11 protein-coding genes are annotated in these 12755 nt (G+C 39.2%); 5 read left to right on the top strand and 6 right to left on the bottom strand.

Annotated features, from left to right (window positions below; translation table 11 throughout):
• The first annotated feature begins 1 nt into the window (after position 1).
• The 4 genes from ACG95_RS06420 (at position 2) to msrA (ending at position 3025) form a co-directional block, all read left to right on the top strand.
• Complete coding sequence (locus ACG95_RS06420) at positions 2-964, top strand: LysR family transcriptional regulator (protein ID WP_047999738.1); 963 nt, start codon at positions 2-4, stop codon at positions 962-964.
• 22 nt (positions 965-986) lie between these two features.
• On the top strand, positions 987-1916 hold the full coding sequence (locus ACG95_RS06415) for a manganese-dependent inorganic pyrophosphatase (protein WP_047999737.1): 930 nt from the start codon (positions 987-989) through the stop codon (positions 1914-1916).
• A 139-nt stretch (positions 1917-2055) separates the two neighbouring features.
• Positions 2056-2493, top strand: coding sequence for a peptide-methionine (R)-S-oxide reductase MsrB (msrB, locus tag ACG95_RS06410; RefSeq protein WP_152668297.1), 438 nt, complete (start codon positions 2056-2058; stop codon positions 2491-2493).
• Between the two features lie 13 nt (positions 2494-2506).
• Positions 2507-3025, top strand: coding sequence for a peptide-methionine (S)-S-oxide reductase MsrA (msrA, locus tag ACG95_RS06405; RefSeq protein ID WP_047999735.1), 519 nt, complete (start codon positions 2507-2509; stop codon positions 3023-3025).
• Between the two features lie 67 nt (positions 3026-3092).
• Here msrA and ACG95_RS06400 read toward each other — a convergent pair whose 3' ends face one another.
• From ACG95_RS06400 to ACG95_RS06385, 4 genes are all read right to left on the bottom strand, one after another.
• A complete protein-coding gene (locus ACG95_RS06400) occupies positions 3093-3293 on the bottom strand; it encodes a YozE family protein (protein WP_047999734.1) in 201 nt (66 codons plus the stop codon).
• Between the two features lie 234 nt (positions 3294-3527).
• Positions 3528-4382 carry a phage integrase N-terminal SAM-like domain-containing protein gene (locus ACG95_RS06395; RefSeq protein ID WP_053072711.1) on the bottom strand — a complete coding sequence of 285 codons (855 nt, stop codon included), beginning with the start codon at positions 4380-4382 and terminating at the stop codon, positions 3528-3530.
• A 718-nt stretch (positions 4383-5100) separates the two neighbouring features.
• Positions 5101-7239 (bottom strand): membrane protein, encoded by a 2139-nt coding sequence (locus ACG95_RS06390; RefSeq protein ID WP_047999733.1) that lies wholly within the window; start codon positions 7237-7239, stop codon positions 5101-5103.
• On the bottom strand, positions 7236-8231 hold the full coding sequence (locus ACG95_RS06385; RefSeq protein ID WP_047999732.1) for a glycosyltransferase family 2 protein: 996 nt from the start codon (positions 8229-8231) through the stop codon (positions 7236-7238). The genes ACG95_RS06390 and ACG95_RS06385 overlap by 4 nt, the downstream gene beginning before the upstream one ends.
• A 384-nt stretch (positions 8232-8615) precedes the next feature.
• Here ACG95_RS06385 and ACG95_RS06380 point away from each other — a divergent pair, with 384 nt between their 5' ends.
• Positions 8616-9038 (top strand): GtrA family protein, encoded by a 423-nt coding sequence (locus ACG95_RS06380; protein WP_047999731.1) that lies wholly within the window; start codon positions 8616-8618, stop codon positions 9036-9038.
• A gap of 675 nt (positions 9039-9713) precedes the next feature.
• Here ACG95_RS06380 and ACG95_RS06370 read toward each other — a convergent pair.
• Positions 9714-11606, bottom strand: a complete 1893-nt coding sequence (locus tag ACG95_RS06370) for a CDP-glycerol glycerophosphotransferase family protein (protein WP_047999730.1) — start codon at positions 11604-11606, stop codon at positions 9714-9716.
• A 25-nt stretch (positions 11607-11631) separates the two neighbouring features.
• Positions 11632-12738, bottom strand: coding sequence for a CDP-glycerol glycerophosphotransferase family protein (locus ACG95_RS06365; RefSeq protein ID WP_047999795.1), 1107 nt, complete (start codon positions 12736-12738; stop codon positions 11632-11634).
• Positions 12739-12755 lie beyond the last annotated feature (17 nt).

Raw genomic sequence — 12755 nt, 5'->3', positions numbered from 1 at the left:
CATGAAGACAACTCAAGAGAGTATTTTTTCATCTAAAACGTTAACGTATTTCTTGCAATTAGCTGAAACTATGAACTATACGCAAGCAGCGCAAATTTTAGGGATCACTCAGCCCGCCTTGACCCAACAAATCAAAAAGCTAGAACGCACGGTTGGTGCACCATTATTCTATTCAGTCGGTAAAAAGCTACGCTTATCCGACGCTGGTTACACCATGCTAAATGCCACGCATAACATTTACGATGTGCTTAACAAAGCAACTGACGAAATTCAACAAACCACTAGTGCAACCCAGGGTTCCATCAATATTGGGGTATTAGCTTCGATTGAAGACCATGTCTTTGAAGATTTTGCCATCAAATACTATGAGGCTCATCCTAACGTGATCATTTCATTCCATATGTTGACACGGAAAGAAATCTGGGAACGACTAGAAAACAACCGGATTGATTTGGCAGTGATGTATTTACCAGATGAAAGTATTAAAAACTGGAAGCCATATCAATCAAAGAAAATTATTCAGGATGAATTACTATTCATTTCTAGTGATGAAAAGCTAGCCAAAAAGAAACGAATTAAATTCAAGGATACGACTACGGTTCCGTGGGTAACGTATCCAGAGAATTACTATTTGGATCAAGTGGTTAAAGAGTCCTATAAGAACCAGCTAGCTGATCTACCAACAGCCGTTGCACGTTTTACAAAACCACAACAAATCTATCGGTTTGTAGCGGCAACTACTAAGACCAATACGGCCTTACCAAGTTCATTCATGATGGCGAACCCAACTGATGACAATTTACACACGTTGTCATTTGAACCAGCGATTAAGTTTGACTTGAACTTCGTATTCCGTAAGGATAAGGATCAAATTCCACGGGTCAAGAATTTCTTGGATGAGTTTGATAGCTACTTACGGGCCGAAGATTATCTCTCACGTTTACAAAAGATTAATCAAAAATAAGTTTTAAAGGAGCGCAATACTAATGAGCAAGGAATTAATTTTTGGCCACCAGAGTCCAGATACAGATGCAATTGTCGCAGCTAAGGCCTTTTCATATTTTGAAAACCAGATGGGTGCTGACACTGAAGCCGTTGCTTTAGGCGAACCTAACGAAGAAACTCAATTCGTTTTAGATCATTTTGACGAACCAGCTCTTCGCGTCATCACTGAAGCAGGTTCTGAAGTTGACAGTGTAATGTTAGTTGATCATAACGAACCACAACAGAGTGTTAGCGATATCGCTGACTTGACGGTTAGCCACGTTGTTGATCATCACCGGATTGCTGGCTTCAATACGGCACAACCATTATTCTACCGTGCTGAACCACTTGGTTGCTGTAGTACCGTTATCTACAAGCTTTTCATGGAAAACGATATTGAAATTCCTGCTAAGTTAGCTGGTTTGATGTTATCAGCAATCATTTCTGATACGTTATTATTGAAGTCACCAACGACCACACCAACTGATGTTGCCGTTGTTAAAGACTTAGCTAAGATTGCTGACATTGACTACGAAACTTATGGTTTAGCTATGCTTAAAGCTGGGACTAATCTTGACAGCAAGTCTGAAAAAGAATTAATCGATGCCGATGCTAAGTCATTTGAAATGGCTGGCAAGACTGTGCGCGTTGCCCAAGTTAACACAGTTGACTTAGACGATGTTTTCAAGCGCCAAGCTGCTATGGAAGCTGCTGCTAAAGATGAAAACGCTAGTGAAGGCTATGACTTATTCTTGATCCTAGCTACTAACATCTTAGATAGCAACTCTGAATTATTGGTTATTGGCCAACCTACTGAACCAGTTGAAAAAGCCTTTGGTAAGACGATTGCTAACAATCGTTTGAGCTTGCCAGGTGTTGTTTCACGTAAGAAACAAGTTGTCCCACAATTGACGGACGCTTTTAACGCTTAATTAGTATTGAATAAATGATTAGAAGCCGCCATTCTTAGCGAGTGGAGGCTTCTTTTTTGCATTTAAATTAAAATAGGGTAATATAAGTAATGTAATTAAGTTGTGTACAACTTAATAATTAGAGAGAGGGATGGTTAGTGTGGATAAAGCAAAGCAAGATCTGCAGCAACGATTGACGCCTGAACAATATGCAGTCACACAAAAGGCCGCCACTGAGCGTCCATTTAGTGGCCAATATGATGATTTTTATCAAGAGGGTATCTATGTAGACATTGTCAGTGGTGAAGCCTTATTTAGCTCGTTAGATAAGTATGACGCGGGGTGTGGTTGGCCATCTTTTACTAAGCCGATTGCGGCACAACATGTTACTGAACATCATGATATTTCTTTTGGGATGCGACGTACGGAAGTTACTAGTACTCAAGCTAGCTCACATTTAGGCCACGTCTTCCCAGATGGTCCAAGCGATCAGGGTGGCTTACGCTATTGCATTAACTCTGCGGCATTAAAGTTCATCCCAGTCACGGAGTTACAAACTGCTGGTTATGGTGAGTACCTAGCGTTATTTAATAAATAGAGGGGGAATTGTAATGGCAGCAACTGCAATCTTTGCTGGCGGGTGTTTCTGGTGTATGGTGAAACCATTCGATGAACAACCAGGCATTATTAAGGTCGTTTCAGGATATACGGGCGGCACGATCGTCGATCCAACCTATGAGCAGGTCGCAAGTCACACGACAGGTCATACTGAAGCGGTAGAAATTACGTTTGATCCAGCTATTATTAGTTATGCGCAATTAGTTGAGATCTACTGGCGGCAAACTGATCCTACCGATGCCTCCGGGCAATTTCAAGATCGTGGTGATAGTTATCGTCCTGTGATCTTTGTTAATAGTCCTGAACAACGTCAAATTGCTACGGATTCGCGGGCGGCTTTAGCTGCTAGTGAGCGTTTTAAAGAGCCGATCGTGACGCAGATTGAAGATGTTAAGCCATTCTATCCAGCCGAAGCAGAGCATCAGGACTTCTATCGTCGTAATCCTTTCCGTTACCAGATTGAAGAAATGGGTGGCCGGGAACGGTTTATCAAGCAGCATTGGAATAGTTAAGTTAATAAATGTCCTTAAAGACTAAAACATGCCATCTCAATGATGGCATGTTTTTCTTATGATTATGTTAGCTAGCCCGGTATGCAGCCAATGCTGAATAGAAAGAGTGCTTAACGGGGTCCTGGATATTCAAATAGGTAATGTAATCGGACAATTCATGAATATCGCTAGTTAAGGGGAAGTCAAAATCAGAATGTGCGTAACAGGCTGCTGGTGCAAACGGGCTGGTTTGTTCAATAAATGGTTCTAACCAACGATAGAAAGTCATCGAATCATCCTTTCGAGAATTGAATTTTAACGTTGGTCCTAGTTTACAGGGTGATAAGCCTTACGTACAGGGATTTTAAGGCTTCTTAACCAAGTAGCAAGTTCAGTGTAATGCTTGTGATAACTCTGTAATGGAATGTAAATAAACTGCAATAACGTAACGTTTTATTAATGGGCTGCTGCAAAAAATAAAAGGGGGAACCAATCTAAAAAATAGGATGGTTCCCCCTTTTATTTAACGGCTATTACGGGTTTGTAAGACTTGCAGTTCTTGACGGCGCAGTAAATTTTGATAATAAATTAGGCTAGTTTCATCCAATCGTAGACGTGTCATGATAGCTATAGAATCAGTTGTCCGGTGTTCGTCAAGATACCATAGGATAAAGTCTTGACGGATCGCAACGGGTTTTAACGGGATACCTAGACGTTGTCCGTCTCCTGCTAAATACTTGTGGAGTGCGGCTAATGTAATATGGGGATCAGCTCCCCGCTGCCGACTTTTAAGGAAAATGTCATTACAGCCACTCTGTGATTGTAATGGTAATAAGAACGTTTGAAGTTTAGTCCAAAAGGCCTTTTCTGACGCTGTAAGAGCCATTTGGTCGAGCTGCTTGTAGAACCCTGTGGATAGCATTTCAGCAGCTGTATAACCCTTATAAGTGAGTAATAAGAAAGCACGCGTGTATGGGTGTAAGTCATCGTTGGCTAACCACGTCGTTAGTTGTAGCGGCCACATGCTCGTTGCGGTTGCGGTTGTTACAGGCTGTCCCTTGATATTGAACGTTGGCAGCGTCGTAATGATCCGGTGTGAGAACAAGTAGCTGAAATAACCGTTTAGATTAGAAAGACATTTATTGAGCGTTGTTTGTTTGAATTGGCGTTGATCTCGTAGCATGTCTAAATAAGCCTGAACGTCACTTTCAGTTAAATCTGCTAAAAGCTGATCTTTAGCAAAGACTTCATTAAAATGTTGTTCATAGTTAAAGAAGTCTGCTAGGGTCAGTTCGTATTGTTCAATCGTAGCAGCTTGTTTACCAGCGGCTTGTAAGTCAGTGATAAAACTTTTAGCGTATGGAAATTGAGCAGGCATGTGCAATCATCCTTTCATCGATAAATTGTTACTTTAACTAAAACATAAAAACAACTGTAAGACAAGCGTTTTGACATGATGCTGAGAGACGTATTCTAAGCACTTGTTTAATAATAGGATGATCAAGTGATGGTTAAATGATTTTAAATACGGTTGTTGATGTGACTGAAAATATCGTTATTTGAGTTTAAGCCAAACAAGCCGAAATTTGATCAATTATGAGTAAAATAACAATAATTTAAGTTAAGTTGAATTTTACGGACTAAAATGGTTTTTGCAATTAGATTAGACTAAAAATGATTTTAGTCAGCTGATTAATTATGAAATTAACTTAACTAAAGGAAATCAGTTGGGCACGAAAAAAATATTGATCGACTGAAACTAATATAAAACGTAAGAGCTGAAGTAAAAAAGTTGTTAGAAACGTTGAATTAGGTCGTGGGGGAGTATTTTTCTCTCACATTCTACTTCGTATAATATATATTATGTAAACTAGAATATGTAAAAATTACCCCTCCCGAGAATATTATATCAAAACCAGTCTGTTCCTATTGAGATACGTTAATTGTTACTTTTGTGCTGAATTTAACTGTAAAACAATTAAAACTGGATATTTTATTGCTACCACTTATACTAATAACGGATTATTTTAACTAAATTAAAAGGACTAGAATCACGATATTAAATCGTAAGTCTAGTCCTAAAGCCATATCAATTCTTAATGCTGATTACTGTGTTCATGATCCAAATATCGAGGCTGCAACCAGATACTGCCTAAAATTAGAATCAAGTAGCTTGTTAATGCTGAAATAACAACGATGTCAGGTGTTATTTTGACCGGTTTAGTTTCAGCAGCTTTAGACTGATCAACTTGGTTAACTGACCATTGCAATGTTTTCTGAGGCTGGTTCGTAATCATTCCTGTAGTTAAAGAATAGTTTGACACAGCACTCGCATAACTGACTGGATTACGGGAGCGATTAACAATCGTTACATCTAGACTATTTGCCCGTGTAGCTGGATAATCAATATATTCAATAAGATCAGCACGCTTGGTTACTTGTTTTAAAATTTCACCATGTGCTTTAATTCTTATGGTGACTTTACTTTTTGAGTTTGAGTACAACACCAATTGATTTGTTTTTAATCCGGCTACCGGAATACTAAAGTGATATTGACTTTTCCCTTTAATCAGTAACGTTGTAACGTCGAAGTAGCCCCCGTTTCCCTGTGATAACACAGATTTTGATTGAATCGGGCTAGTGCTGCTAGTACTACTGCTACTGATATTGGTAGCCTTGTCAATGATGTTAGTAGTACTTGTCTGAATGATGCTGATCATACTGAAGGCCAGCCCTAATACCATGAGCCAACTCATCAGCAGTTGGCGCTGGAGGGAGAATTTAAGTGCAGGCAGATTTGTCCACCCTGCGCTTCCCAGCAGCATAAATACTGGGAGTAATGGAAGCGCATATCGTGGTTCTACTTCCCATATTAAAACGTGAAAAGCCATTAAACCTAGTAAAGTTAGGCTTAATAAGGTTGTAGCTAGGAGATGTTCTCTTTGTGTAAAGAGTTGCCAAATACTACCGACTAATAATGCCAAGTACCAGCATTGGGCTAATAGCAGTGCCCAGAATTGATAGCTACGTTGCTGATTAAGATACCAGCTTGGTGCACTGATCCATTGTGGAATTAGATGGTTAGCATCAAAATCACCATGGCTAAGAAAGACACCGAATTTGTCCATAAAGTGAACTAATAAACCGCTTGTTTTCATTGTTTTCAGGCGATCCTGAATCAAGTTATTAGCCAGCGTGGCCTTTGCTTCTTTAGTCTTAGCATCCCTAATTTGATAGAAATCTTTACCGGAATACTGTCCTTGTTGTTCGGGATTAAGACTCATTGCAATCCAACTAGTTACTGGTGTAGCCAGATTGGAATCCTTCACGTACTCAGCCTGTTTAGCCATACTGGTCATCAATGTTGAACTTAATCCTAAAACAATTAGTCCCCCTGCTAGCCAAGTCAAAGCTAATGGCCAACGAACACTTTTCATGAACAGTGCAAGTAACCATACTATGATTACGGCAATCCAAAGTACGATTAAGTTACTTTTCATTACGAAACCCATACCAAGCATTATCCAACTACATAGAGCAGCTAGCCAGCGTTGCCACCCATGTTTATTCTTAAATAGCCAGCCTAACGCTGCAACGTTCAAGACTAGCGGCATAACTAAAGCATCATTATAGGCAAATAGACCATAAGCATAGACGGGTAAACTGAATAGCCAAGTTAATGCAAACAATAATCCACTGGGATTCCAGTGCTTCCAATGTTTTAATAATACTAATCCAGAAAGTAGACCTGTATCAAGCCAGGCAAAACGAAACAAGTTAAGTATGACCCAAGGTGTTTTAATCCCCATTCCGAGTAATACTTTGAGTAGCATAGCTTCAAACAACGCTGAATTAACGTTGTTTGGATAAGCCTTGAAATAGTCTGCCCATACGTGATTATCTTGTGCTAATGAAATGGCTTGATTACGGACAAAATACACATCACCACGTGCTGCATCAATAAAATTTAAAGCGACCCATATTTGGATAATGATAATTAATGCCACGATCCCCCAGAGCAACCAATGATACGTCCGAACTTTCAAGTGACTAACAATGTTACGAATACCGTTAATTATGAGTAATAGGCCAAGTGTCAATGTGACGAGTACAACTGGTTGAACCCAGTCTTGCTTATTGATAAAATTTGCTGGCATGAATGCGGCAAGTAGTAATACCCAACTCAATAAACCAGCAGCGAGCCAATTAAAGCCAATTAATATTTTTTTTGTCATTTTGCCTCCGTTGCCGTATGTTCAGGATCACTTTGCTGCGTGCGGCTATAATTATCAGTTTCAATGATATAACGTGGTCGGTGCTTGACTTCATCGTAAATATTGCCGATGTATTCACCAATAATACTAATCCCAATTAACTGAACACCACCCAGAAACCATAAGCTAATCATTAAGGATGACCAACCGTTAATAACGTTACCAGTAAAGAAACGAATGAATGTATAAACCATCATAATTAAACTAATTCCGATAACTAGTAATCCTAGGGACATAATTGCTTTAATAGGTGCAACTGAAAATGATGTAATGCCATTAAAGGCAAATGATAGCATTTTTTTCAAAGGATACTTTGTTTCACCAGCCAGCCGTGGTTTGCGTTGATAATAAAGTTTATCGGTACTAAAACCTAACTGGGGAACGATTCCACGTAAGAACAGGTTTGTTTCCTGATATTCCATTAAAACAGCAATAGCACGTTTCCCTAACAATCGAAAATCAGCGTGGTCTGGGACTAATTGAACCCCCACCTTCCCCATCAAACTGTAGAAAGTCTCGGCTGTCCAACGTTTAAATTTAGAATCACTTGATCGATCATTACGAACACCTAGAACGATCTCATTTCCTGCTTGATAACTTGTAATCATTGTAGGAATTAAGTTTTCATCATCTTGTAAATCAGCATCAATGGTAATAACACAATCAGCGTATTTACCTGCAATTTCCATTCCAGCCATTAAGGCATTCTGATGACCAAAGTTACGGCTAAATTTTAATCCAGTCAATAATGAGTCTTGTTTTTCTAGTTGTTGAATTAATTTCCAAGTATTATCGCGGCTACCATCATTCACAAATAGAATCTTGCTGGTAGCGTGTACTTGTCCCTTATCAATCATTTCTTGTAAGATATTCCGTAAAACCTTAGCAGATGCTGGTAAGACAGCCTCTTCGTTATAACATGGTACGACAATTGCCAGTTTTGGTTGTTCCATTTTATTAAATTCCCCTTTAACAGCTAACACATGAATATTTTACATACCCCAATAAATATGCGATATACCAGTATTTGAGTACAGTGCTTTGTATATCAGGATCATTCCAAAATCCTCTTTTTCTGAAAGTTAATTAATTATTTGGTCTGTTTTCAGTAAAATCCAATCCATAAACTATTATACTGTAGAAATCATTTCTAGGAAACCGTATTAAGGTAACTTGAATTGCTAACTTAGCGCTACCATAATAGCAATTGAACATCCTAAAAATAATTGTGTAAACTTCTAAAACAAGTTAAATAGTCGCAACAAATCCCCCTAACACACTAGTTTTATGCTAGGATAATAGAATTGAATAAATTATAACAAAAAGGAAGTTTACGCATGAAAACAATCAAAACGCTTTGGGTGCGCTACCAAAGCATCCTTTCCTACTTGATTTTTGGTGGTTTAACAACGCTAGTCAACATTGTTGTCTTTTGGTTATTTAACTCAGAACTGTCTTGGCCTGTTTGGTCAGCTAATACGGTTGCATGGTTCCTATCAGTGCTCTTTGCCTATGTAACAAACAAGCTGTGGGTCTTTGATTCTAAGACACCAACTGCTGGCGCAATTATTCGTGAAGCGACCTCATTCTTTGGATTCCGGATCTTGAGCTATGTTATTGATGAAGCCATTATGCTTATCGGAACCTCAGTTTTACATGGCAACGGATTATTAGTGAAGATTATTGATCAAGTTGTCGTGGTTGTTCTAAACTGGTTTTTCAGTAAACTCTTCATTTTTAAGGATCGTACAACTAAGTAATTGAAGCTTAATCGCAAAATATATTTTAAGGGGTACCCTGTCGTGATTGTAATACGATGGTGTACCCCTCTTTTTTACAACAAATTTACCTAAACTTGATAGTTGGTAAGTATTTTAGCTAGTAGACTATTACTAACCTAACAGTAAGAAAGTTATTCAATGAAAAAAGTAACGTGGTTATTAAGTGGGATGCTCCTTGCTCAACCGATGTTTGTTTGGATCTTTCGGTATCATTTACTATCACCGGTTCCATCCACTATGGCTTTCAAATCACAGCTTGGAATGAGTTCTCGGCCCACAATTTAGAAGTGGCCCTTATAGAAAGCCTATTAGTTCCCATTATTCTGCTGCTCACGCAATCATTAAGATTTATTGATATGATTCCAATGTCCTATTCATGGCGTGTCTCACTCAAAGTTTGCTGGTTCTGGTGGCTTTTTGGTCTCAATTGGTTAGTACTGAGCGGTCTGTTTATTGATGCGGACTGGCTTAGTTGGGGCATGCTTTTGTGGACACTAGTCTGGATTGGTCAAATATTAATTAGCAGCTTAGCAAGTGCTCGGCAACACTAGCGTTAAGTGGTAGCTGCAAGTAATCATTAATAGTAAAAAGGGCAGTAACAGCGCTAACTTAATAGCGGTGTTACTACCCTTTTATTGAAATAACAATTAAGTGTTACTGGTTTTTCTTACCCCAATCAGGGATAACCTTACCGTCTTCACTCAATTCAAGTCCGTCATCAGTGACAAGATTATCAGCATTTGGATCTTCAAATTCATTTTCAAGGGCATCAACGAAACGTGCGGTTGACTGGCCATCAAGATCATCGAAGAAGAAGTTCACAAAGCCATCTAACTTAGCCTGACTAACTTGTGGATGTTGCAATTGTTTAATGAGGTCATTGGTATTCTCGGCCAAACTTCCTGGAATAAAGTCAAAGTAATCAAAGTAAAAACTACGTGACTCCATATAGTCAGCTAAATCTGGTGCAAAGAAGATCATCGGCCGGTTGAGCAATGCGTATTCAAAACAAACTGATGAGTAGTCCGTAATCAATTGATCGGAAACTAACAATAAATCGTTGATTTCTCGATAATCTGAAACATCATAATAGAAGTCAGAATATTCATACGGCAACGTTGGCTTGTTTTGAACGAATGGATGAATCTTCAATAGGAAGACATAATCGTCATGCAAGGCTTCGTAGATTTCCTTGAAGTTGAGCATTTCGAATGGATAGTATGCCGATTGTTGACCATTACCACGGAATGTCGGTGCAAATAAGATGACCTTTTTGTCTTTAATAAAAGGTAAGTCGTTTGCAAGTCGTTCCCGAATGGCCTGTTTCTTAGGTTCATCGAAGAAAACATCGGTACGTGGAATTCCGAGCGGGATAACTTTATCAGTAGCAATTCCGAACCCTTCCGCGTACTTATCTGCGATATTATGCGAGGAAACCAGAGCTTTAGTATAGTTTCGGTGGTTTAAGGATTGAATCTTAGGACCACCTGGCATACCTAAGCGACTGTAACCGAATGTTTTAAAGGCTCCGACTGCATGCCAAACCTGAATTAGGTCTGAATTTTCGCGAATGTGCAACGGATAAACTAACGGATAAAAATCATCTATAATGACGTAGCGACTGGTTGCGATCGCTTTTGCCAGTGTCCGAACTTCTTTCCAGGACTTCTTAGTCTTAATACTTGGTTTTAGATAGAATGAAATCTTAAAATCAGTATCGCGACGTTTTAATTCCTGATAAATGAATTCAAAGTTACCAGAAATCGTTACCCGACTGTCTGAAACGAATGAAATCTGTTTCTTGTGAACTGGTTGTAAACTATACCAGCGATACCAAAACTTCAATACCCGACGCTTTAAGGCCCGCATCATGGCGCTATCAAGACCAGTGTTGTCTGTAAATTCGTTTTCTAACGGATCGACATCACTTAACTTGTATGACGTCACGTTAAGCGCTTGAGAAGCTAGACTATAGCGGAAAATTAAGCTGTAAGTCTTATTGCTCTTAGCGGAATAGCTGGTCATCTTGGTCGTATAATTAAGGTTTTGATCGGCGCCAACGATTTGACCAATAGTTGTACGTCGAATCAACCAGCCTTTATCAAGATATTGTTTGACCTGCAATTGAATTTCATAGGTTCCTGGTAAGAGTGGTTTGCCTTCACTGATTGTCGAAAAATTAACCTCGCCTTTGTAGCCAGCAGCTGGGAACTTTTGATTGTTGAATTTTTTGTTAACCAGTGGAATTTCAATTTCAGGACCGATGTCACTAATTAGAATAAGACTCTTAACAATTCGTTCAGCATCCTTTTCTGGATACTTTTCAAACCAAGCGGCCCCTTCGATAACTAAGTAAGAACTGTTGAAATCTAACTTAGTGACTTGCCGTTTAATTAATGACTCAGCATCATGATCGATTCGTGGTGAATTTAAAAAATCAAGTGCACCGTTTGAACTATCGGTAATTAAATCTTGCTGATCAGCGTTAGTCGTGACACGGCGGCCATAAACAATCCGGCGTGCAACGCGTTTTAATCGTTGTAACATAACTGTATGCGCTCCCTGCTAATAACTAAAGTTGTTTTATTAAGAACTGAAATACTCGTTGCGAGTTATTTCCGTCCTGATGTGGAAAAGTCTTACGCTTCAATGACTGAACATAGGTTAAATCCAGCGTTGGTAGTTGTTGATTGATAAAAGTAACCACTTCTGAGGCACTTTGAAAATGAGGTGCACCCAGGTACTGATAATAATCAACGTAAAAACCGCACGTTTTAATATAATCTTGATAGTCAGGCGTATAGAGCAAGATTGGCCGTTCAAAGTAACTAAAATTCAATGATAACGACGAATAGTCCGTAATAAAGAGGTCAATTGTCGGCATCAACGTTTTAACTTTAGCCGCATCTTGAAAAATATGCACATTTTTCGGTAGCGTCAGCGTTGGTAACTTTAAATATGGGTGTAAAGAAATATAGAGTTCCCAATCAGCATCTAACTGCTGACTTGCCGTAACTAGTTCCTGAACATAGCCTAACACTTGAGCTTCACCGTGTACACCTGCGCGGTATGTTGGTGAATACAAGATCCGTTTGTTACCTGGATGCTGTAATGGCTCTTGGCGCATGAGCTGATCCATCATCGGTTCACCCGTGGCCAAGACGTGATCAGGTTGAATGTCAAATGCATCGACATAAGCGGGCTTATCAACTTCGGAGTTAATGAAGACCCAGTCATAATTAGTATGTGGTTTTAGGACACTCTGTTCTGCAGTTGGTAAGCTTAAACCAAACTTTTTTAACGAACCAATGGCGTGCCAAAGCTGAACAACTTGATTATCTGCATGCTTACTAATTGCATATAACGGGAAAAAGTAGTCGTCAATAATAAAGAGTTCAGAATGTGCAAGCAATCGCAGCGCTTTGATTGACGCCCAGAGAAAACCTAACTTACTTTTAAATGTCCGATCATAATGATAGCAAAAGACTTCAATATCAGTCTGACCATCGTCTACAAACTCCGTGTGTAACGCTTTTAAATTATCATTAAGAAGGTCACTGCGCATTGTTGCAAACGTGACGTGCCCTTTCTTTGGGCCACCGAGATGATAAAAAGCCTGATAAAAAAGATTAAAGCTAGCGCGTAAAAGCGTTAGCTTTAAAGTCTTTAAACGTCCCACTCCATCACCGCCTTGCC

Origin of the sequence: Lactiplantibacillus herbarum, from assembly GCF_001039045.1 — a bacterium.
Classification (GTDB): Bacteria; Bacillota; Bacilli; order Lactobacillales; family Lactobacillaceae; genus Lactiplantibacillus; species Lactiplantibacillus herbarum.
The sequence above is the reverse complement of the archived record's forward strand: the minus strand, read 5'-3'. Positions and strand labels throughout refer to the sequence as shown.